Origin of the sequence: Mucilaginibacter polytrichastri, assembly GCF_001911425.1 — a bacterium.
Lineage (GTDB): Bacteria > Bacteroidota > Bacteroidia > Sphingobacteriales > Sphingobacteriaceae > Mucilaginibacter > Mucilaginibacter polytrichastri.
Map to the genome: position 1 here is coordinate 5,342,570 of NZ_MPPL01000001.1, position 21,131 is coordinate 5,363,700.

23 protein-coding genes and 1 pseudogene are annotated in these 21,131 nt (G+C 41.2%); 14 read left to right on the forward strand and 10 right to left on the reverse strand.

Translation table 11 applies throughout. The features are described 5' to 3' along the window. Nucleotides 1-198: pseudogene (locus RG47T_RS26890) on the reverse strand (SAM-dependent methyltransferase); the annotation flags it as partial. A 60-nt stretch (nt 199-258) separates the two neighbouring features. On the opposite strand from RG47T_RS26890, the gene RG47T_RS23150 reads away from it, so the two are divergent. Continuing rightward, complete coding sequence (locus RG47T_RS23150; RefSeq protein WP_074492210.1) at nt 259-972, forward strand: hypothetical protein; 714 nt, start codon at nt 259-261, stop codon at nt 970-972. 29 nt (nt 973-1,001) lie between these two features. On the opposite strand, the gene RG47T_RS23155 is transcribed toward RG47T_RS23150, so the two are convergent. The 4 genes from RG47T_RS23155 to RG47T_RS23170 all read right to left on the reverse strand — a co-directional run bounded on the left by RG47T_RS23155 (nt 1,002) and on the right by RG47T_RS23170 (nt 5,046). Further along, nucleotides 1,002-2,093, reverse strand: a complete 1,092-nt coding sequence (locus tag RG47T_RS23155; RefSeq protein WP_074492212.1) for an AI-2E family transporter — start codon at nt 2,091-2,093, stop codon at nt 1,002-1,004. A 181-nt stretch (nt 2,094-2,274) separates the two neighbouring features. Beyond that, nucleotides 2,275-3,528 carry a pyridoxal phosphate-dependent aminotransferase gene (locus RG47T_RS23160; RefSeq protein ID WP_074492214.1) on the reverse strand — a complete coding sequence of 418 codons (1,254 nt, stop codon included), beginning with the start codon at nt 3,526-3,528 and terminating at the stop codon, nt 2,275-2,277. Between the two features lie 59 nt (nt 3,529-3,587). Further along, complete coding sequence (locus tag RG47T_RS23165) at nt 3,588-4,325, reverse strand: acyl-CoA desaturase (protein WP_074492217.1); 738 nt, start codon at nt 4,323-4,325, stop codon at nt 3,588-3,590. 265 nt (nt 4,326-4,590) lie between these two features. Further along, a complete protein-coding gene (locus tag RG47T_RS23170; protein WP_074492219.1) occupies nt 4,591-5,046 on the reverse strand; it encodes a PA2169 family four-helix-bundle protein in 456 nt (151 codons plus the stop codon). 451 nt (nt 5,047-5,497) lie between these two features. Here RG47T_RS23170 and RG47T_RS23175 point away from each other — a divergent pair, with 451 nt between their 5' ends. The 13 genes from RG47T_RS23175 (at nt 5,498) to RG47T_RS23235 (ending at nt 16,808) form a co-directional block, all read left to right on the forward strand. Beyond that, complete coding sequence (locus RG47T_RS23175; RefSeq protein ID WP_245770799.1) at nt 5,498-6,604, forward strand: sensor histidine kinase; 1,107 nt, start codon at nt 5,498-5,500, stop codon at nt 6,602-6,604. Nucleotides 6,605-6,629: 25 nt separating this feature from the next. Continuing rightward, nucleotides 6,630-7,064 carry a response regulator gene (locus RG47T_RS23180; RefSeq protein ID WP_074492222.1) on the forward strand — a complete coding sequence of 145 codons (435 nt, stop codon included), beginning with the start codon at nt 6,630-6,632 and terminating at the stop codon, nt 7,062-7,064. Between the two features lie 239 nt (nt 7,065-7,303). Next, complete coding sequence (locus RG47T_RS23185; protein WP_074492224.1) at nt 7,304-8,005, forward strand: PKD domain-containing protein; 702 nt, start codon at nt 7,304-7,306, stop codon at nt 8,003-8,005. A gap of 498 nt (nt 8,006-8,503) precedes the next feature. Then, the gene (gene rplM, locus RG47T_RS23190; RefSeq protein ID WP_074492226.1) at nt 8,504-8,941 is read left to right on the forward strand and encodes a 50S ribosomal protein L13; all 438 of its coding nucleotides are present in this window, start codon (nt 8,504-8,506) and stop codon (nt 8,939-8,941) included. Between the two features lie 25 nt (nt 8,942-8,966). After that, nucleotides 8,967-9,353 (forward strand): 30S ribosomal protein S9, encoded by a 387-nt coding sequence (gene rpsI, locus RG47T_RS23195; RefSeq protein ID WP_074492228.1) that lies wholly within the window; start codon nt 8,967-8,969, stop codon nt 9,351-9,353. Nucleotides 9,354-9,371: 18 nt separating this feature from the next. Next, a complete protein-coding gene (gene rpsB, locus RG47T_RS23200) occupies nt 9,372-10,205 on the forward strand; it encodes a 30S ribosomal protein S2 (RefSeq protein ID WP_074492230.1) in 834 nt (277 codons plus the stop codon). A gap of 145 nt (nt 10,206-10,350) precedes the next feature. Continuing rightward, nucleotides 10,351-11,202 carry a translation elongation factor Ts gene (tsf, locus tag RG47T_RS23205; RefSeq protein WP_074492232.1) on the forward strand — a complete coding sequence of 284 codons (852 nt, stop codon included), beginning with the start codon at nt 10,351-10,353 and terminating at the stop codon, nt 11,200-11,202. A gap of 198 nt (nt 11,203-11,400) precedes the next feature. Next, nucleotides 11,401-12,516: an N-acetylglucosamine-6-phosphate deacetylase gene (gene nagA / locus RG47T_RS23210; RefSeq protein ID WP_074492234.1), complete on the forward strand. Its 1,116-nt coding sequence runs from the start codon at nt 11,401-11,403 to the stop codon at nt 12,514-12,516. Nucleotides 12,517-12,548: 32 nt separating this feature from the next. Beyond that, nucleotides 12,549-13,253 carry a UMP kinase gene (gene pyrH / locus RG47T_RS23215; protein ID WP_074492237.1) on the forward strand — a complete coding sequence of 235 codons (705 nt, stop codon included), beginning with the start codon at nt 12,549-12,551 and terminating at the stop codon, nt 13,251-13,253. Nucleotides 13,254-13,542: 289 nt separating this feature from the next. Beyond that, nucleotides 13,543-14,052, forward strand: coding sequence for a lipocalin family protein (locus RG47T_RS23220; RefSeq protein WP_083627502.1), 510 nt, complete (start codon nt 13,543-13,545; stop codon nt 14,050-14,052). Between the two features lie 128 nt (nt 14,053-14,180). Beyond that, entirely contained in the window at nt 14,181-14,744 is a 564-nt protein-coding gene (frr, locus tag RG47T_RS23225) for a ribosome recycling factor (RefSeq protein WP_074492239.1), read from the forward strand. A 78-nt stretch (nt 14,745-14,822) separates the two neighbouring features. Beyond that, nucleotides 14,823-16,589 carry an ABC transporter ATP-binding protein gene (locus tag RG47T_RS23230; RefSeq protein ID WP_074492241.1) on the forward strand — a complete coding sequence of 589 codons (1,767 nt, stop codon included), beginning with the start codon at nt 14,823-14,825 and terminating at the stop codon, nt 16,587-16,589. A 6-nt stretch (nt 16,590-16,595) separates the two neighbouring features. Next, nucleotides 16,596-16,808, forward strand: coding sequence for a PLDc N-terminal domain-containing protein (locus RG47T_RS23235; RefSeq protein ID WP_074492244.1), 213 nt, complete (start codon nt 16,596-16,598; stop codon nt 16,806-16,808). A 39-nt stretch (nt 16,809-16,847) separates the two neighbouring features. Here RG47T_RS23235 and RG47T_RS23240 read toward each other — a convergent pair whose 3' ends face one another. From RG47T_RS23240 to RG47T_RS23260, 5 genes are all read right to left on the reverse strand, one after another. Then, nucleotides 16,848-17,246, reverse strand: a complete 399-nt coding sequence (locus RG47T_RS23240) for a helix-turn-helix domain-containing protein (RefSeq protein WP_074493703.1) — start codon at nt 17,244-17,246, stop codon at nt 16,848-16,850. A 38-nt stretch (nt 17,247-17,284) separates the two neighbouring features. Continuing rightward, complete coding sequence (locus RG47T_RS23245) at nt 17,285-17,578, reverse strand: type II toxin-antitoxin system HigB family toxin (RefSeq protein ID WP_074492246.1); 294 nt, start codon at nt 17,576-17,578, stop codon at nt 17,285-17,287. A gap of 115 nt (nt 17,579-17,693) precedes the next feature. Continuing rightward, a complete protein-coding gene (recG, locus tag RG47T_RS23250) occupies nt 17,694-19,799 on the reverse strand; it encodes an ATP-dependent DNA helicase RecG (RefSeq protein ID WP_074492249.1) in 2,106 nt (701 codons plus the stop codon). A gap of 11 nt (nt 19,800-19,810) precedes the next feature. Beyond that, complete coding sequence (locus tag RG47T_RS23255; protein WP_074492251.1) at nt 19,811-20,746, reverse strand: EamA family transporter; 936 nt, start codon at nt 20,744-20,746, stop codon at nt 19,811-19,813. Next, nucleotides 20,746-21,126 (reverse strand): RidA family protein, encoded by a 381-nt coding sequence (locus RG47T_RS23260; protein WP_074492253.1) that lies wholly within the window; start codon nt 21,124-21,126, stop codon nt 20,746-20,748. The genes RG47T_RS23255 and RG47T_RS23260 overlap by 1 nt, the downstream gene beginning before the upstream one ends. Nucleotides 21,127-21,131 lie beyond the last annotated feature (5 nt).

Here is a 21,131-nt window from a genome sequence, read left to right on the forward strand (position 1 = left end):
GCCGTAATCGTGCATTATTAGCTGGCTTTGGGGTATTTGCAGGCCGGCTTCTTTTAAAAACTTACGTGCGGTCTTTTCGTTCTCTACAATATACTCGGTAATGCTGTTTATAGTTTGTACCAGGTATGGGGTAAATGATTTTGCCGCTGCATTATCTGCAAGCGGAACCGGGATGAGATAGAGTGTTCCGATGGGCATATGTTGCAAAGTTGGTTTTTTTAATTTAATTTAAGGCTACCAGAAAGGAGTTAATCAAAAATGAAATCATTAGGTATTAATTGGTTTATTGATGGCAGCATTGACTTTGAACATAAGAAGTATATTTTGCTGGATTACATGCAGGAAATAAACCGCCATTTTGATAAAAGCAAACTTTACCCCAACCTTACCGATCTGATTTTCCATTATAATAACCTGATGGATTTTAAGCATAACAAATCTGTTTTACAGCAGGCGTTTCCGCAACGCTTAAGTAAGGCAGATATTGAAGCTGTTAAGCTTACTTATAGAAAGATAGTGCAGGATGATAACTCGATGTATGAGATTGAGCGCATTATTACTTATGCCATTAACAAAATGGACCCAGCCCTGCAAACAGGTAAAGAACTTTATGATTTTGTAGAAAGCCGCATTAATATAGACCCGGTAGGTGTGGTGCCACTATTGCCTTACCACGGCTATTTTGCGCTGCGTAACGGTATGGATAAAACCAATTTGATATATGAGTATCACATTACCATTTTTGAAAACAAAGACGATAAATACCGGGGTATTAATGTACAGTTTGTAGATACGTTTTTGCAAGGCATTGCCAATACGCCCGAGTCTATTAAGCTTGACCTGGTAAAGCACCGCAAGCACCTGCCCAACCCGGCGGTGTATTATGTGCAAAGCGATATCACCTTCCCGCTGGAGCAAACACTTTTACCTGTAGCTAAAAAAAGCCTGGTGAAATATATATCGGCAGCTTAGAGAATATTATTGTTTGTCGGAAAAAAGCATTAATCGGCAAGTGTGGGATCGGGCTTGGATTGAACAGACCTTACGTCATCTTCGTCGTTAATCTTCTTCACATACAACTCATCAACCAAAATAAAAACGATAGACAATAGTGGTACTGCGAGGATAATTCCCAACACCCCGGAGAGCGTGCCCATTAATACCTGGCTGATAATGGTTAGCGCAGGTGGCAGATTAATCATTTTATTCTGGATGATGGGGGTTACTATATTGCTTACAATAGTTTGGGATACAATATATATTAAAGCTACAATAATGGCACTATTGAGGCTAATGGTTAATGCCAGTAATACACCTGGTATCATAGCTGCCAATGAACCAAAATTGGGAATTATTTTAAGCATACCTGCAAATAAAGCCAATACCAATGCCGCCGGGATGCCCATAATAGTTAGCCCGGTAAACAGCATAATGGTGATAAGCACAATGGATAATAGCATTCCCTTAAGCCATCCCTTCAATGAGAAACTAATACGATCTATAATGCATTTAGCAAGTTCTTTCCGGTCGTGAGGGACCAGTAAAATAATACCGTCTTTGTATACTGAGGGGTTTAGCGTAAAGAAAATGGACAAAAACATAATGATGTAGATATTGCCCATAACACCAAAGCTGGTACTGAAAAAGTGTTGTGCAGTTACAATTAATTTCTGCGAATTATCATCATCCTGCGTGTAGTCAAGTACCTTTTGGCCCAGTGAGGTTTCTGAAAGTTTGGCTTTGAAATTCGCTACGGTATGTGGTAATGTGTCACTTAATTCTTTAACCTGTTTTTGAATATTAGCGCCCATGAACCAAAACAACAGCCCCAATAAAATGAAGGTGCCCCCCACAGATATATACATAGCAGGCTTACGTTTCCATTTGGTTTTACGCTGAATGAGATCGCCCAGCCCGTGGAAATAGGTGGATATTAATGTACCGGCCAATACCATCAACAATACATTAAAGGCAACCCGGGCAATAAGGATCACTACTACCAACAGGGCTACAATGGCAACCGTGTGCCATACTTTTTGAATGTATGTTAGTTCTTTTTCTACAGTTTCTGCCGGTTTTTTATCGCGGATCATGGGTGTATATTAATACGTGAGACGTTATACGTTTTACATGGGATTGGGTACCGTAAAACGTGTGTGTTTAATACGTAATATAATTCGGGCCCAATATGTTTTAATTGGTTGCGGGTTGAAACTAAAATAGCCTCAGGATTTATCATCCTAAGGCTATTGTGTATTATAATTATGTAATGCCTTATTTCAATTTAGCAAGCGCATCTTTAATGCGCGGAATCATTTGGCGAATTTCTTCGTGAGTACAGGTACCAACCGAAGCGCGGAACCAGGTAATGCTATCATCAGTACCAAAAGCCGAGAACGGAACCAGCGCCACTTTGGCTTCTTTAATTAAATAGAAGTTAATATCTGCCGATGAATTTAATATCTCGCCGGTTGGTGTGGTTCTGCCAATGTAATCAACCTTAACGGTTAAGTAAATGGCACCCATTGGCTCAATGGCATCAACGCTAAAGCCTTCGGCTTTTAATTGCTGAAAACCATCATAAAGGGTAGTCAGGCTGGTTTGTATTTCGCTTTTAAACTTGGCTAAATAATTATTTAACGGTTGTTCTGTTTTAAGAAACTCGGCAGTAGCCACCTGCTCTGGCTTAGGTGCCCATGCACCCATGTGGCCAACTATAGAACGCATTTGCCCTATAATTTTCTCTGGCCCAAATCCCCAGCCTACACGTACGCCGGTAGCAGCAAGGCATTTAGAGATACCATCGATGTAGATCACATAATCTTTTAACTCGGGGCGTAACGTAACCGGGTCAACATGCTCCTTGTTAAAGGTTAACATGGAGTAGATTTGGTCGTACATCATGTACAAAGGTTTCTCGCCCGGCAAGCGGTTCTTATTTTCTTCAATAACCAGGTCGCAAATTTCTTCGAGATCCTTTTTATCAAACATAGTACCGGTTGGGTTTAACGGCGAGCAAAGTGCCAGTAAGGTAGCACCTTTTAAATGTGGGCGTATATCATCTGCTGTAGGCATAAAATCATGCTCGGCACGGGTAATTATCTGTACCTCTTCTGCCGAAGTTAAGTGGCAGTAGTGGTTATTGTTCCATGATGGTACAGGATAAACTACTTTATCGCCTTTATCAATCAGTGCTAAAAAGGTAGAATATATCAGCGGGCGCGAGCCACTGCTGATCAGGATCTGGTTGGCGTTATAATCTAACCCAAAATGTTTTTTCAAAAAAGCAGACACTTCCTGGCGTAAAGCAGCTACACCCTCTGCAGGCGGATAGTTGGTTTGGTTATGCTGATAGGCATCTATAATACCTTGCTTCAGTTCGTCTGGGATGGGGTATATATTGGAGTCAAAATCACCGATTGTTAAGTTGGCAATTTGTTGTCCTTGTCTTTTTAACTCATTAATCTCGGCACCAATCTTAATAATCTCAGATCCTTTAAGGGTTTGTGCAAGCTGTGAAGTGCTCATGGGTTGTATAGGTGAAAATTGAAAAAGCCCGTTTTTAGCGGGCTTATAATATTGTTTGTTTAGTTATAACTAGGTTTGCGCAGCCTGATGATGCGTGCCCAGTGCATTACTTTCATAACCGGATAAACAGGGTCTATCTCGAACCAGCGTTTAGCAAAGTTGGCACTATTAGGGTGCTTGTGGTGATTATTCTGAAACAATTCGCCCAGCATCAAAAAGTCGAATGGGGTGGTGTTTTTAGATTTGTCGTTATTGTCGAAATTGGCATAACCATATTTATGGCCGCACCAGTTAACAATAGCGCCATGGATAGGGCCCATCATAAAGTGGATTGGTAGCAGCAGGTACATCCACCATTGGGTAGCAAAAGCTACATAAAAAGCTACATATAGTAAGCCGAATATAATGCGCGATACCATGGTAGAACCATAATAATCCAGCAAACGCCACTCGGGGTAATTACCTTTAAAGCGCGCTTCCGGCTCTTTAAGGCGTTTTTCGTGCTCGCGGAAGCTTTGTACCGTATGCCACATCATTTGAATTACATCTGTAAAAAAGTGAGGTGAATGCGGGTCTTTCTCGGTATCACTGTAAGCATGATGCTCGCGGTGCATAATAGCGTAAGCCCTTGGGTTTAAGAAAGATGAACCTTGACAAATGAAGGTCATAACGTGAAAGGTGCGCTCAAAAAACTTGTTTGTAGTAAACATTTTGTGAGAAGCATATCTGTGCAAAAAGAATGTTTGGAAAAACAGCGACAGAAACCAGTGTGCCAAAAAGAATATAAGAATTATCACTTAACTGTATTATATGAAGGCGTTTATAAATGTTGCAAAAGTACGAAATTTTTATGTCAAGCCCCAAGTTTTTCGGGAGCTGTTTAATAACCCGCTAATGCTTTTATACACTAAATAACGAAATGCCTTGACAGATAGTTTCTGCTATACATTATTAAACTGTTAATAATTTGTATAAATGTTATTTGGGGGAGGCAGGGGTATCTATTAAAAGAGCCGCTTCAAACTGAAACGGCTCTTTTAATTAAATTGATTTAACTATTAATTACTGTGCGCTATCGCGTAATGCTTTTATCCTGTCGTGCGCTAATTTTTGTTCTTGCGCCTGGCGGGTTACCAGTACAGACAGTTCGCCGGATAGGTCACCGTCTGTTAAAGCAGACTGATATGCCTTTTTAATAGCATCTTCACCACGTTCGCATTCTGCTAAAATACCTGCACGGTCTTTACCTGTAAATATAGCTTTAACATCAATCCATGCACGGTGAATGGCACCGCTTACACTCGAACCTGTTTGCACATCATTGTCGTAACGCGCTACAGTTGCAGTAAGTTCCTGTGTGTTTTTGCGGCTTTGCTGCGCATATTCCTGGAATAAAGATTTCAGATCGGCATCCTTATCAGACATGTCTGCAAGGGCCCTTTCAAAGCCTTCAATCCTGTCGTTATTAATTTCTATTAAGTCGTTTAAAACTTCAACTGTTTTTTCAATGGTTTCCATAATCGTAGATTTTATGTTTACTAATTATTTGTGTGTTGCCGAAGCAATACAAAGAGGTAATTGCAATTAATATGCCATAAATTAATCTTCAGTTGTTAAATATTTATTTAAAGTTAAAACAATTATAAATTATGTTTAAAGTGGAATAGCGGCTTCTTTCACCAGTAAATTATTGTCTGGTAGTTTGATGTGTTAATTCAGAAAATAAAGCAATCCGATTAAAATGTGCAGTAAAAAGGCTGGGAACGCAATTATTAATAAATATTTCATCCCTGGGTTAAATAATTATTAATGTTGGGTAATATTGATGCTGTTATCGGTTTAAAACGCAATAGTAACAGGTTCGTTACCGTTTACTAACCTTTATTATTGCAATCGTGGCTATATTTAATGCTGTATTTTATACGCTATGGTATAAAATACTGTACTATCCTTAAACTATTGTATTAAATTGGAACAAGACAAGCAATCGGACCGGGAGCTCAAAGATTTGCGGTTGTTAAAAGTGGTTGAAGAAATTGAGGACTATGCAATTTTAACCCTGGATAGTGATGGCAATATCGAGAACTGGAACAAGGGTGCCGAGAAAATAAAAGGCTACCAGCTTACAGAGGTTATCGGCAAAAACTTTAGCATATTCTATAATGATGAAGACCGTAGAAATGGCCGCCCCGAATCATTAATAAATTTAGCCAGGCGCGATGGTAAGGTTGCCGACCATGGGTGGCGTACGCGAAAAGATGGTACACGCTTTTGGGGTAGTATTGTTATTACTGCCCTGCATGACGAAAATGGCCAGGTAATAGGCTTTGTAAAAATAGTTCACGATCTTACTGCTAAGTTATTGACCGAGAAAGCCCTGAAACAGCATGCCCGCGATCTGGAAATCAGAAAAAAGGAACTCGACCAGTTTATATACATTGCTTCGCACGATTTGCAGGAACCCTTACTTACCGTGCAAAACTTTGTTGAACTTATAGAAGAAGAGTACGGCAATACCTTTGATGAAAGTGAGGCCATGTATTTCTCGTTCGTTAAACAATCATCTGCCCGGATGAGTAACCTCATTAAGGGCCTGCTTGATTATTCGCGCATTGGCCGTAAGCGGGTGCTGGGTGATATAGACTGCCAGCAGCTGCTTAACTCGGTATGTGCCGAATTGCACGAAGAAATAGACGTGTCTGGCGGGCAGATAAGCTACGGGCGTATGCCTATTATAATGGGTTACGAGGTTGAATTGAAACAACTCTTTTACAGCCTTATTAGTAATGCCATTAAATTTCGTAAAAAAAATATAATTCCCCAGGTTTCTATAACGGCCCGGTCATACAGCGATGGCTGGCGGTTTGCTGTGTCAGACAACGGCATTGGCATTGAGCCGAAATACATCGAAAAAATGTTTCTGATATTTCAGCGCCTTAACACCCGCGATGCTTATGATGGCAGCGGCATAGGCCTGGCCAACTGCAAAAAAATTGTAGAACTACACAATGGCGAAATCTCTGCCGAGTCTGTCCCCGGTGAGGGCAGTACCTTTTATTTTAACCTGGAAATCTGATACTACGTATACTCCCCTATAACAAATGACCCAACTTAAAGATCTTAACTGCATTTTATTAATAGATGATGATATCCCCACTAATTTTATTCACCGCAAGGTTATCGAAAAATCGGGCGTAGCAGCATATGTGCAAGTAGCTACATCTGCCAAAGAAGGTCTGGATTTTTTAACCTACACCGGCAAGTATGCCGATACAAAAACCACACCCCGCCCCGGTATTATATTTTTAGATATTAACATGCCCGGCATGGACGGCTGGGACTTTATGGATGTATACCGCAAACTGGATAAAGCGCATAAAGACCGGATGGTAGTAATTATGCTGACCACCTCTCTCAACCTCGACGACCGCGAGCGGGCTTTGAAAGATGAGGATATTGTTACCTTCATCCATAAGCCATTAAGGCCAGAGATAGTGGTGGAGTTGGTAGAGGCTTATTTTCCGAAGGCTGGGTAAAAACGATCTCAATCTGTTATTCAGAGCGCCAGCGAAGAATTTTATGCGCAAGGGTTTCTGAAAGCAGAAAATTCTACGTTAGATTTTCATTCTGAACGATAGTGAAGAATCCTCTCAAACCGGTAAGTCTCAACTTAGCAGCATGAAGAAGACTCTTCGTTACACTCAAAGTGACGAATTTGATGGTTAACTTAATGAGTTAAAAAAAAGACTATATTCAATAATCTAACCTTAATTACATGTTTTCAGCAAAGAGATTTTTGTTATTCGCATGCGCTGCATTATTCATTAGTTGTGGCAAAAAATCAGGATCTAACGACGCTCCTGCCCCTGCAAATGTTCAAACAGCACAGTTTTCGATCGGTGCACCCGCTTATTGGCTGGATGAACAAGTTGTAGTAACCGCTGCCGACAAATCTGGTAGTTCCAATACCTACGCATGGGATTGGGGCGACAACAATACCTCGCTTGATAACTCAAGCAGTTCGCATAAATATATAGAAGGCGGTACCTACAATATTAAATTGACAGTCAACAATCACGTATATACTAAAGCGGTAACTGTTAGGCCAGGCAATTGTAGTTTCCAAATTAAGAATCTCAGTAATTATAAACTCATTAACTTGGGTTTGATATATGTAAATCAAGGGGTAAGACTAGTTTTTGCAAACAACATCAATAATTTGGATGCTGTTAACGGCACAAGAAATTTAACAGATACTTTGTATTTAACATTGGATAAAACAAAAACTTCGGATAGGGTTGTATTCAGTGGCAGGGTGATAACGTTATCTCCAATCTTTCTTGATGCCGACTTACCTAATGTAACAATGCATCAGCATACTGTTTTGCTTGTTAATAACGATACTTATCTTTATTATTTAAATAAGCAAAATACCACAACCAGAGATTTGCTCAGTAACTATCTGTCGTATTATTAATTAAATTTTTTTCTTGTCAGGAAGTTATTATATGGTACACTTTCACACTTAACCCGATTGCAGCGGATACCAGCCCCGAACCTAACGCCTGTGTGCGTATGAGTGGGGCTCTTTGTACCGAGAACTGGTAACGTTATTTCCATATCTTCTAATTGATCTACTTTAACTTATGCCCCATACTATCGCTCAATCATAATTTATGGGGTCTGATGTATTTACGTTAGTGCTCTGTAGGTCGGGGGGCTTTATACCTCTCGATGGCGCTGGTTTCAATACACCTACATAAGCAACTACTTACATTGCCGGTAACTTCCTCATATACTTTTCAAACATCCCACCGCATATTTTTACAATCTGCCAACCATAACTACCTAAACCCCTCAGCAGTAATATCAAATTTCCTAAAAAAGCACTTGTAAATTAAACAAATACACGTATCTTTGCAGTCCCGAAAAATGCGGGTATAATAAAGTATTTAATTAAATTAATTTAAAGCAAGTGAATACGTTAAGTTACAAAACTGTCTCAGCCAACAAAAAGACCGTTAACAAAGAATGGGTTGTTGTTGACGCTAATGGCGAGATTTTGGGGCGCTTGTCTTCTAAGATCGCTGCGATCATCAGAGGAAAACACAAGCCAGGGTTCACCCCGAACGTAGACTGCGGAGATAACGTTATTGTTATCAATGCAGACAAGGTAAAACTGACCGGAAACAAATTCGCCGAAAAGCAATACGTTTCTTACACTGGTTATCCAGGTGGTCAGCGTTTCATTTCTCCTAAGGAGTTAATGGCAAAACATCCAGATCGTGTAGTTGAAAAAGCTGTACGTGGTATGTTACCTAAAAATCGTTTGGGCCGCGCCTTATTTGGCAATCTGCATGTATATGCAGGTGCCGAGCATCCTCACGCCGCACAAAACCCAAAAGCCATTTAACTTTTAATTTTAAAGGAGAAAAGAAATGCCAACAACTAACACTTCAGGCAGAAGAAAAACCGCTGTTGCCCGTATCTATCTAAAAGATGGTAGTGGTGCACTTATCGTTAACGGTAAAGACTACAAAGAATACTTCCCAACATTGCCTTTGCAATACGTTACTACCCAATCTTTACTGGTATCCGGTTCAGAAGGTAAATTCGATATTGTTGCAAACGTAGCTGGTGGTGGTGTAAAAGGACAGGCAGAAGCCGTTCGTTTAGCTATTGCAAAAGCTATTGTTGAACTTGATGCTGAAAAGAAACCTGCACTGCGTGCAAAAGGTTTAATGACACGTGATGACCGTATGGTTGAGCGTAAAAAACCAGGACGCAAGAAAGCTCGTAGGAAATTCCAATTCAGTAAACGTTAATATCAGGAGGACACAACAATGGCAAGAACAACATATCAGGATTTACTTGACGCAGGTGTACACTTTGGTCACCTTACCCGCAAATGGGATCCAAAAATGTCTCAGTACATTTTTATGGAGCGTAATGGTATCCACATTATCGACTTAAATAAAACCTTAACTAAGGTTGAAGAAGCTGCTGCAGCTATTAAACAAATTGTAAAATCAGGACGTAAAGTTTTATTCGTAGCTACTAAAAAGCAAGCGAAAGACATCGTTGCCGATTACGCAAAAACAGTAAACATGCCTTTCGTAACCGAACGTTGGTTGGGTGGTATGTTAACCAACTTTGCTACTGTACGTAAGTCAATCAAAAAGATGTCTAACATCGATAAATTGACTAAAGACGGTACTTACAGCAATCTTTCTAAGAAAGAGCGTTTAATGATCCAACGTGAGCGTATTAAATTAGAATCACTTTTAGGTGGTATCTCTGATTTGAACCGTTTACCTGCAGCATTATTCCTTATCGACGTTAAGAAAGAGCATATCGCAGTTTCTGAAGCATTAAAGTTAAATATCCCAACCTTTGCTATGGTGGATACTAACTCAGATCCTTCAAACATCGATTTCCCTATCCCGGCTAATGATGACGCTACCAAATCAATCTCTTTGATTACCGGTATCATTATCACTGCTATACAAGAAGGTTTGGATGAGCGCAAACGCGAAAAAGAAGACGAAGCTGAAAAAGAAGCTGTAGTTGCAAAAACTAAAGCTGATGCTCCTGAAACTGCCGGCGGTAACGAAGGTGGTAAAAGAACTCGTAAAGTATCTGCTGAAGCAGAAACTCCTTCTTCTACAGAAGAGTAATTTTGAATTGTAAATGGTGAGTTGTGAGTAATTATTATTCGCAACTCATCATTTTTCATATAAACTTAAAATTAAATCGGGCTAAAGGTTATATAGAGTTGCTAACTCGCAGCTTATAACCCACAACTCATAACTATAAAAAATTATGTCTACAGTACAAATTTCTGCAGCAGATGTGAACAAACTGCGCCAGCAAACCGGAGCAGGTATGATGGATTGCAAAAAAGCTTTAACAGAAACCAGTGGCGACTTTGAAGCAGCAATTGATTACTTAAGAAAAAAAGGTGCTAAAGTAGCAGCAAGCCGTTCAGACCGTGAGTCTAAAGAAGGTGTTGTTATAGCCCGTACTTCTGAAGATGGCAAAAACGGCGTTATTGTTGTTTTGGCTTGCGAAACAGATTTCGTTGCTAAAAATGCTGAATTTATCGCTTTCGCTAATGCAGTTGCTAACGTTGCTGTACATAGCTTACCGGCTAACGTTGAAGAACTGGGCCAGTTAGAAGTTGATACAGAAACCAGCCGTGTTAAAATTGCTGATGCACTTTTAGACATGACCGGTAAAATTGGCGAAAGAATTGTTGTTAGCACTTACGAAGTGTTAAGCGGCGAGAAAGTTGTTCCTTACATCCACGGTAATTTCCGTTTAGGTGTATTGGTTGCTTTAAACGCTAACCCTGCCGGTGTTGACGAAGCTGGAAAAGATGTTGCAATGCAAATTGCAGCGATGAACCCGGTTGCTGTTGATAAAGACGGTGTTGATGCCTCTACCATCGAGCGCGAGCTTGAAATTGCTAAAGAGCAGATTCGTGCCGAAGGTAAACCAGAAGAAATGGTTGAAAAAATTTCAGCAGGTAAACTAAACAAATTCTACAAAGACAATACTTTGTTAAACCAGGAGTTTGTTAAAGACCCTTCTAAAAATATTGCTCAATTCCTTAACGGTGTTGAGAAAGGCCTAACCGTTACCGCATTTAAGCGGGTTGTTTTAGGAGCCTAAATTATTAATCCCCTCGTTTTTTAAACGAGGGGATTTTTTTTGTCCTTACATTTGGTTGGTAGCCAGGCCCGTCATCCCGAACTTGTTTCGGCATCTCATACGGTAAGTCTACAGATTGATTGGTAAGCGGTTTACCCACCACATGGGGATGCCGAAACAAGTTCGGCATGACGTGTGAGTAGTTGAAAAGAATTACCTATGATAACAGCATTTCATCATCTGCAACTAATTGACAATGGTATCATTACCAGTGGCAAGGCTATTTTAGTTGAGGACAAAAAAATAAAAGCTGTAATTGTTGAAAGCGAAATTCCTGCTGAATCCCAAAAAATTGATCTTCATCATAATTATGTTGCCCCTGGCCTGCTCGATCTGCAAATTTATGGCAGTGGCGGCAAGCTGTTTGCAGGCAAGCCCGAAGTTGCTGCCTTAAAGCAACTGGAGGATGATTTGCTTAAGCAAGGCACTGTTGGCTTTTTTGCCACCATTGGTACCAATACCGATGCCATTGTAGAGCAGGGAATTGAATCGGCAAAAGCATATCGCAAAACCTGTATCGGTAATTTCCTGGGCTTGCATTTGGAAGGGCCATTTCTTAACCCGGTACGTAAAGGGGCTCACCCGGCAGACCTCATTCAAAAGGCAACTTTAGAAAAGGTAAAACGTTGGGTCGAATCTGCCGAAGGTGAAATAAAAATGATAACCATTGCGCCCGAATTGCAGGATCAGGAGGTGATAGATTACCTGCACCAGCAAGGTATAATTATATCATCGGGCCATAGCAATGCAACCTATGCCGAAGGGAAAACTTTTTTAAACAAACCAATACCTGCAGTTACGCATTTGTACAATGCCATGCCGCAAATGCACCACCGCGAGCCGGGGTATATACCGGCTATTTTTGAAGAAAAGCCATACACCAGCATCGTTGCAGATGGTATACATGTTGATTTTGCCATGATCCGTTTAGCTAAACGCGAACTGGGCGACAAACTATACCTCATTACCGATGCAGTAACCGCTGCATCAGAGGGTGCCTATCAGCATCAGATGGTAAATGGTAAGTATGTAATGCCCGATGGCACGCTGTCTGGCTCGAGCCTTACCATGCTTAAAGCCGTACAAAACTGTGTAGAGCAGGTAGGCATACCATTGGCAGAAGCCATTAATATGGCCAGCTTATACCCGGCACAACTGGCCGGACTAAACAAAGGCCGCATCACAACAGGATACGATGCGGATTTAGTAATTTTTAGTGATACTTTTGAAGTAAAGGCAACTTGCATGGCCGGCACTACGTATCAGATTTCCTGAAGACCTAATAGAAACTAACTAAACTACTTTATATGAAATACAAACGGATATTATTAAAGCTTAGCGGCGAATCATTGATGGGTGAAAGGCAATACGGTATTGATAACAACCGTGTGCTACAATACGCCCATGACATTAAAACAGTGTTTGATGCAGGCATAGAAATAGCCGTTGTTGTTGGTGGCGGAAATATTTTCCGTGGGTTGAGTGCCGAAAAATCGGGCATGGAACGCGCACAGGCCGATTATATGGGCATGCTGGCCACCGTAATTAACTGTATGGCTTTGCAAAGTGCATTAGAAGGTATTGGTGTAGAAACACGCTTACAATCGGCCATTAAAATGGAGCAGATTTGCGAGCCCTACATCCGTCGCCGTGCCATGACGCATTTGGAAACAGGCCGCATTGTTATTTTTGGCGCAGGTACCGGTAACCCTTACTTTACTACAGATACAGCCGCATCATTGCGAGCTATTGAAATAAAAGCCGACGTGGTATTGAAAGGTACCCGTGTTGATGGTATTTACACTGCTGACCCGGAGAAAGACCCAACCGCTACCCGTTACGACGAGATTAGCTTTGCAGAAGTATATGCCAAAGGCCTAAACGTAATGGATATGACCGCCATTACTCTTTGCCAGGAAAATAAACTACCGATCATTGTTTTCGATATGAACAAAGCCGGAAACTTCGAGCGTATTGCCAACGGCGAAGCCATTGGTACGTTAGTGCGTTAATTGTTAGAAGCAAGAGACAAGAACCAAGATACAAGACAATAACCGTAGCGACACAATATTTTGTGTCGCTTTTTTTTTGCGTTAAAATTAGGTTTGTCATCCAGAGCGCAATGAAGGATCTTCTTCACCAAGCCTTGCACCTGCAGAAGATTCTTCATTGCGTCCTGAATGACAAAAGAAGTCTACAACCTTACGCTATTACAATGTAAAATCCACTCCCTTAGCAATTTCGTTTTTATAGTAACGACACCTACACTTGTTTATAAAAAACATCTTTCGACATCTATCTATGAAAACATTATGCATATTAACCTTCATGCTACTGTCGGCATTTACAACTGCTGTTAATAAACCTGTAGAAAAGGTAGACCTTGACCGCTATGCCGGCAAGTGGTATTCATTATATTCTATCCCTACATTTTTTGATAAAGGCAGCCGCGAAACTACCACCAGCTATAACTGGGATCAAAAGGGTTATTATGATGTGTTAACCACTTATAAAAAAGGCGATGATGATGAAGAGGTACATACCTATAAATCGAAGCTGTTCCAGGTAGACAATACCAATAATTCGCAAATGAAGGCACAGTTTATCTGGCCCTACAAAGTAGATTATTGGATTATTGAACTGGCTGACGATTACTCATATGTGGTAGTTGGCCACCCCGATCATAAGTTTCTGTTCATCATGAGCCGTAAGCCGTCAATGGATAAAAAACTTTACGAAGAAATAATTTCCCGTTGTAAGGCTAAAGGGTATGCCGTAGAAAAACTGACATCACAGCATCAAAATGGTTAAGTTTTATTACCATATGGCCAATAAGTACCTGCTCTACCAGGAGTCTTTGCTCAGTTTTTTACAACTGTAAAACATAATGGACTAACATAAATGATAGTTTTTACTATTTTTGGCAAAAATTATTCGGAATGAGCGAACTCGTTAAAACCCAGTTGAATGATGCAAAGGCTTCAATGGATAAAGCCATTGACCATACAGATTACGAATTAGGCAAAATACGTGCAGGTAAAGCAAGCCCTGCCATGCTTGATGGCATTATGGTTGATTACTACGGTACCCCAACTCCATTAGCCCAGATAGGTAATGTAAACACACCCGATGCGCGTACCATTGTTGTACAGCCCTGGGAAAAATCGTTGCTTAACGCCATAGAAAAAGCAATTAAAGAGGCTGATCTGGGTATCAATCCTCAAAATGATGGTGTGATCATCCGCCTTAACGTACCCCCACTAACCGAAGAGCGCCGCAGGGATTTAGCTAAAAAAGCAAAAGCTGAAGCAGAAAGCGGTAAAGTTGCTGTGCGTAACATCCGCAAGGATATTAACGAGAAGATAAGAAAACTAAAAGTTGATGGCGTATCTGAAGATGAAATGAAAACAGGCGAAGCAGAGGTACAGAAACTAACTGATGCTTATATCATTAAGGTTGATAAACTATACGAGGCCAAAGAAAAAGATATCATGACGGTTTAAGCAATAATAAACCTAATGTCAAATTAAAGGGAATGAGCGTATTACGCCATTCCCTTTTTTTATTTTTGCTGTTACAATATGAAAATACTTATTACTTACTTATCCCGCTACCGTTGGGTGGTTGTACTCGCACTTGTTTTGGCAGGTATCAACATGGGATTTTCCCTGCTCGATCCATATATTACCGGCCGTATAGTAGATGGCTTTATAGAAAAACGCAGCAAGTTAGAATACAATGCTTACGTATGGGGTGCCATAGGCATGGTGGCTTTGGCCGTTGGTGCCGCCATGGTATCGCGCATAGCTAAAAACCTGCAAGATTATTATACCAATATTATTATACAAAAAGTTGGTGCCAAAATGTATGCCGACGGGCTTAAGCATTCGCTCGAATTGCCCTACCAGGTATTTGAAGATCAACGTAGCGGCGAAACCTTGGGCATACTGCAAAAAGTACGTTTAGATTGCGAAAAGTTTATCACTTCGTTTATCAGCGTTCTTTTTGTAAGCTTCATCGGGATGATCTTTGTGATCGTTTATTCGGTAAGTGTAAGCTATAAGGTTACCTTGGTTTATTTTGCAGCTATACCGGTAATTACTTTTGTGAGCATGGCACTAAGCCGTAAGATCAAAGTGATCCAGAAAAAGATTGTGGGCGAAACTACGGCACTGGCCGGTTCTACTACAGAATCATTACGTAACATCGAACTGGTTAAAAGTTTAGGCCTTGCCAGCCAAGAAATAGAACGCTTGAATAATACCACCTACAAGATCCTCGAACTGGAATTGAAGAAGGTAAAATATGTGCGAAGCATGAGCTTTGTGCAGGGTACAACCGTAAACTTTGTGCGCAGCACAATGGTAGTGGTATTACTGATCCTCATCTTTCAGCAAAGTATTTCACCGGGGCAATATTTCAGCTTCTTGTTTTACTCCTTCTTCCTGTTCAACCCGCTGCAGGAGTTGGGCAACGTTATCTTATCATGGCGCGAGGCCGAGGTTTCGCTGGCAAATTTTCAGCGTATCCTGAGCATCCCTATTGATGTAAAACCGGTTAAGCCGGTAATGATTGAGAAGCTGCGAAAATTAACGTTTGATAAGGTAAGCTTTAAGCATTTAACCGCCAACCGCAATGCCTTAAACCATATCGAGTTTGAGGCTAATACCGGCGAAACTATCGCTTTTGTTGGTCCGTCTGGTTCGGGTAAAACTACATTGGTGAAATTGTTGGTTGGTTTATATCAGCCGTTGGATGGCGATATCCTTTACAATAATGTATTGAGTAAAGAGATAGATCTGGATCAGCTGCGCGAAAAGATTGGCTTTGTAACGCAGGATACGCAACTGTTTTCGGGTACCATCCGCGAGAATCTGAAATTTGTACGACCTGATGCTACCGACGAGGAATGTATGAATGTATTGCACCGTGCAGCTTGCCAAAGCCTGCTGGCCCGTGCCGATAAAGGACTTGACAGTGTAATTGGTGAAGGAGGTGTAAAAGTATCCGGTGGCGAAAAGCAACGTTTGTCAATAGCCCGTGCCTTATTGCGTAAACCAGATCTACTGGTATTTGACGAGGCAACATCTGCATTAGATTCATTGACGGAAGAAGAGATTACCGAAACCATCCGTGATGTATCAGTATTAAAGGATCACATCACCATATTGATTGCGCACAGGCTATCTACTATTATGCATGCCGATCGAATTTATGTGCTCGAACAAGGCCGCATTATCGAGTCGGGCAAACATGCCGACCTTTTATTGCAGAAAGGGTTGTACTATGCGATGTGGCGCCAGCAGATAGGTGAAAAATATACAACAGAACCTTTGGCTAATGTCTAAATAAAAATGGAAAATATCCCTTTGGTATCGGGCACGTTCGGTTTAATTTTAATGGTGGTGTGGCTCCTACTGCTCATCTTTACCTTGGTGCACACCATCGGCAATAAAAACATTGACAGGAATAACAAGATACTTTGGATAGCCATTATGTTAGTGGTACCGATATTGGGTTCATTGATCTACCTATTTTGGCGATTGGTAAAGAAGGTGGCTAATTAGATAACCAGCGCGTTAAAGTTTTAAAATAGTTAATGCTAATTATGAAATAGCTGCAGCTGAATTTTTTAATTCATATGGCTTAATTAAGGATTCAGCAGGAATCCTCAGCATTTCGCTAAACTTCCTGATCATAGTAAGGGACAATGCTTGCTTATAGCTTAGTACTTTGCTGATGGTTCCCTTGTCGCCATATTCTTTTGCAAGGTCAGCAGATTTATATCCAAAGTCTTCCATCCTTATCTTAATTAATTCTACAGGATCTACCTCGGGCAACTCCACTATGGATTTTTCGTATTCAGAAATTAAATGGACTAAAAGCAGCTTTTCTTTATGTTCTGCTGAACCTTTTGATGCACGTTTAATTTCCTCGTACCGGACAATCGCAGCATTGTATTCTTGCTCTGTTTCTATCAAAAACCACTGAGGTTTGGTACTCATTTTTATACTGTTCATTAATGTAGAAAAACACACTTGAGTTAGATAGTTTCAGCATCTATCTTATCATATTCTGCGTGGGTTCCTACAAAACGTATTTCTACAATTTCGTCGACATAATCCACCTCGACGATTAGGCGGTATTTATTCCCTGTAATTTTAAATCTTGCCCGATCACCTTTAATAATCTTGGCTTTGGGGAAATCATTTAATACATCGGTGCTTTGTTTCCATTTAGCACGTTCAGTTACAATCTTCCATGCAGTAATACTTTTACTGGCATCTGCATGCTTTTTTGTAAATGCTTGAAGCTTTAATAAATAAAGGATGTTCATTTCTTAAATAAATTACTTTTAAAAATTTGTGCATGTATCCTCCGTATGTTAAATGATTTAAAGTAATCAAATGTAAATAAATGTTGGCAAAATGCCAACGTTTATTTGAAAAGTTTTAAGATATCTTATCCCAGCTCAACCCGCCACTCTTAGTTTGCAGCATTTGGTGTAGTATCTGGTTTTCGGGGTGCGCGAGTTGCGGGTCTTTTTCGAAGATCTCTTCTACCTGGTGCCGTACGGTCATCAGGAGTTCCTGGTCTGTGGCGAGATTAGCCATTTTAAGGTCGAGTACGCCACTTTGCTGGGTGCCTTCAATATCTCCCGGACCACGTAGTTCTAAGTCGATCTCGGAGATCTTAAAGCCGTCGTTGGTGGCAACCATGGTATCCAGGCGGATTCGGCCCTCGCGGCTTAGTTTATGTCCGCTCATCAGGATGCAATAAGATTGCTCTGCCCCGCGGCCAACCCGTCCGCGTAACTGGTGCAATTGCGATAAGCCGAAACGTTCGGAGTTTTCGATGATCATTACCGAGGCATTGGGCACATTAACGCCAACTTCAATTACGGTAGTGGCTACCATAATATGAGTTTCGCCTCTTACAAAACGCTGCATCTCTGCTTCCTTTTCTGCAGCGGCTAGTTTACCATGTACTACGCTGATGCGGTAATCAGGCAACGGAAACTCGCGCGACATGGTTTCGATCCCATCTTCCAGGTTCTTCAGGTCTAGCTTTTCGCTTTCTTTAATCAACGGGTATACTACATAAATCTGCCGGCCTTTGGCAATTTCCTGTTTCATGAGGCCAAACATACGCAGGCGTTGGTTCTCGTAAAAATGGACAGTTTCTATCGGCTTTCTTCCTGCAGGTAATTCGTTAATTACAGATACATCCAAATCGCCATACAAGGTCATGGCCAAGGTGCGTGGAATTGGTGTGGCCGTCATTACCAATACATGCGGGGGTAACGCATTTTTGCGCCAAAGTTTAGAGCGCTGCTCTACACCAAAGCGGTGCTGCTCATCAATAACAGCAAGCCCCAGGTTTTTAAACTGCACCTTATCTTCCAGCAAGGCATGTGTACCGATAAGCAACTGCAGGGTGCCATCTTCCAGCTTTTCGTGGATGGGCCTGCGGGCTTTTTGTTTGGTTGAACCTGTAAGCAAGGCAAGCTCAATAAAATCATCACCCACTAAACCTTTAATAGAATGATAGTGTTGCGTTGCTAAAATCTCTGTGGGGGCCATTAAGCAGGCCTGGAAGCCATTATCTATAGCCATAAGCACTGTCATGAGGGCCACAACTGTTTTGCCGCTCCCAACGTCGCCTTGCAGCAGGCGGTTCATCTGTACACCGCGCTGGGTATCCAGCCGTATTTCTTTCAATACCTTTTTTTGAGCATTGGTGAGGGCAAAAGGCAATTTATCTTCATAAAAGCCTGTAAAGTAATGGCCTACCTTTTCAAAAACATTGCCCCGGTACTTTTGGGTACGCAGTAATTTGTTTTTAAGCAGCTTAAGCTGAATGTTAAAAAGCTCTTCGAACTTTAAGCGGTACTGTGCTTCATGCAAAGCGGTAGCATCTTCTGGGAAGTGGGCGCTGCGGTAGGCATCGCTACGGCCCATCAGCTTAAATTTTTGCAGAATGTATTGCGGCAGGTTTTCCTCTATATCTTTTCCATGTTGTTCCAGCAATATGGCCGTTAGCTTTTGGATTCCCTTGCTATCCAGCGAAAATGATTTAAGTTTTTCTGTGGAGCTATAAACCGGTTGCAGCGTTAGGTTTCCCTTGCGCTGTAAGGCTTCGGCGCTGTAGGGCTCAATCTCGGGATGGGCCATCTGGGCCTTGCCGTTAAAAGAACCAGGCTTGCCGAATATGATATAGGCTTTGCCTACAATTAAATTTTTCTCGGCCCATTTAATCCCCTGAAACCAGGCCAGTTCCATAGTGCCGGTATCGTCTTGTACTCTGGCTACCAGTCGCTTGGTGCGTTTATCACCTACCAATTCTTTTTGCGTAAGCCGGGCTATTACCTGTACGTGCGGCAGGTCTTCATTAATATCCCTGATCTTGTAAAACTTAGTACGATCGATGTATTTAAACGGGAAATGGCGAAGCAGATCTTCGAAAGTAAAAATACCCAACTCTTTTTTGAGCATCTCGGCGCGGGTTGTACCAACGCCCCGCACATAATCAACCGATGTTTTAAATATCTGATTCAAAACCGGGAAGTTTAAATGAGTTCTGTTTGAAGCTGATCTTTCCGCTTAAACAGGTTGCCAATCATGCCCCAGTTAAATACAATAACCGATGCCAGTAATAGCAGGTAACCCAATAGCTGAGACTGATCGAAAGCCTCGTGAAAATATACAAACGCTACCACGAAAGTAACAATGGGATTAATATAGATGGTGATGCCCAGCGTTGAGGACGGGAGGCCGGTTAAGGCATACAAACTTAGGAGCAACGGTACCAAGGTAAACAGTACGGCTATTATTGTAATGTTACCCCAAAACTCTGCCGATTGGGGCAGGCCGTTAAATTCATAAATATAAAAAGGCATCAAAATTATTACCGAGATAAGCAATTGCAGGGCCAGCATATTTATTTTATCAAACTGGGTAAGCACCCGTTGTATTACCAGGTAAGCAGCATAAAATATAGCTACTGTAAATGACATCAGCATTTGCGTAAACGAAGCTGTTGATAAAATAATAACGCTTAAAATGGCAATAACAATACCGGCTATTTTTACTTTAGAGAGTTGTTCTTTAAGAATAAGGAACCCGCCACCCGCTGTTAACAGCGGGCAGATAAAATAAGCAAATGCAGCCACCTTAACGCTAATGTGGTTTACCACATAAATGTATGAGAACCAGTTGCCGGTTATAAACACCCCGGTGCCAAACAGCAGCCATAAAACTTTGGTGCGTTGTTTTGGCGGCATGGCCTTAAGCACCCGCACATCATGGCTAATAATTTTGTAGCGGAATACCAGGTTATAAATCCAGATGATAACCAAAGAGGTAAGCACCCGGTAATAAAGAATTTGCTGTGATGCGTAGCCGATGTGGTGTAAACGCTTTAAAGGGATAGTTAAAAAGCCCCATATAAATGCAGCCCCAATAGCTGCCAGTAAATATATAAATGAGGCTTTTTTTTGTTTCATTAACCAAATACTGCAATTACAGATATTTCAACATTTACATTTTTAGGTAACGCAGCGGCCTGTACGGTTTCGCGGGCTGGAAAATTATCGGTAAAGTATGAACCGTAAATTTCATTAACTGTTGCAAAGTTGCCCATATCTTTTAAAAAGATAGTGGTTTTAACAACGGCGCTAAAATCTGTACCGGCCTCGGTTAAAATAGCTTTCAGATTTTCCATTACCAGTTTAGTTTCAGACGGAATGTCGCTGATAACCAGTTCGCCGGTTTTTGGGTCCAGGGCTATCTGCCCTGATACAAATAGAAAGTTACCTGCTTTTACAGCCTGGCTGTAAGGGCCAATAGGCGCAGGCGCATTTAAAGTATTAATGATGGTTTTCATGCGTG

Bases quoted from the DNA above. Each gene is read 5' to 3' on its own strand.
- RG47T_RS23185 (WP_074492224.1), top strand. From the start codon at position 7,304: ATGTTTTCAGCAAAGAGATTTTTGTTATTCGCATGCGCTGCATTATTC.
- RG47T_RS23255 (WP_074492251.1), bottom strand. From the start codon at position 20,746: ATGAAACAAAAAAAAGCCTCATTTATATATTTACTGGCAGCTATTGGG.
- RG47T_RS23240 (WP_074493703.1), bottom strand. From the start codon at position 17,246: ATGAGTACCAAACCTCAGTGGTTTTTGATAGAAACAGAGCAAGAATAC.
- RG47T_RS23220 (WP_083627502.1), top strand. From the start codon at position 13,543: ATGAAAACATTATGCATATTAACCTTCATGCTACTGTCGGCATTTACA.
- tsf (WP_074492232.1), top strand. From the start codon at position 10,351: ATGTCTACAGTACAAATTTCTGCAGCAGATGTGAACAAACTGCGCCAG.
- frr (WP_074492239.1), top strand. From the start codon at position 14,181: ATGAGCGAACTCGTTAAAACCCAGTTGAATGATGCAAAGGCTTCAATG.
- RG47T_RS23160 (WP_074492214.1), bottom strand. From the start codon at position 3,528: ATGAGCACTTCACAGCTTGCACAAACCCTTAAAGGATCTGAGATTATT.
- rpsI (WP_074492228.1), top strand. From the start codon at position 8,967: ATGCCAACAACTAACACTTCAGGCAGAAGAAAAACCGCTGTTGCCCGT.
- pyrH (WP_074492237.1), top strand. From the start codon at position 12,549: ATGAAATACAAACGGATATTATTAAAGCTTAGCGGCGAATCATTGATG.
- RG47T_RS23155 (WP_074492212.1), bottom strand. From the start codon at position 2,093: ATGATCCGCGATAAAAAACCGGCAGAAACTGTAGAAAAAGAACTAACA.
- RG47T_RS23150 (WP_074492210.1), top strand. From the start codon at position 259: ATGAAATCATTAGGTATTAATTGGTTTATTGATGGCAGCATTGACTTT.
- RG47T_RS23245 (WP_074492246.1), bottom strand. From the start codon at position 17,578: ATGAACATCCTTTATTTATTAAAGCTTCAAGCATTTACAAAAAAGCAT.
- nagA (WP_074492234.1), top strand. From the start codon at position 11,401: ATGATAACAGCATTTCATCATCTGCAACTAATTGACAATGGTATCATT.
- RG47T_RS23180 (WP_074492222.1), top strand. From the start codon at position 6,630: ATGACCCAACTTAAAGATCTTAACTGCATTTTATTAATAGATGATGAT.
- RG47T_RS23260 (WP_074492253.1), bottom strand. From the start codon at position 21,126: ATGAAAACCATCATTAATACTTTAAATGCGCCTGCGCCTATTGGCCCT.
- RG47T_RS23235 (WP_074492244.1), top strand. From the start codon at position 16,596: ATGGAAAATATCCCTTTGGTATCGGGCACGTTCGGTTTAATTTTAATG.
- RG47T_RS23170 (WP_074492219.1), bottom strand. From the start codon at position 5,046: ATGGAAACCATTGAAAAAACAGTTGAAGTTTTAAACGACTTAATAGAA.
- RG47T_RS23230 (WP_074492241.1), top strand. From the start codon at position 14,823: ATGAAAATACTTATTACTTACTTATCCCGCTACCGTTGGGTGGTTGTA.
- rpsB (WP_074492230.1), top strand. From the start codon at position 9,372: ATGGCAAGAACAACATATCAGGATTTACTTGACGCAGGTGTACACTTT.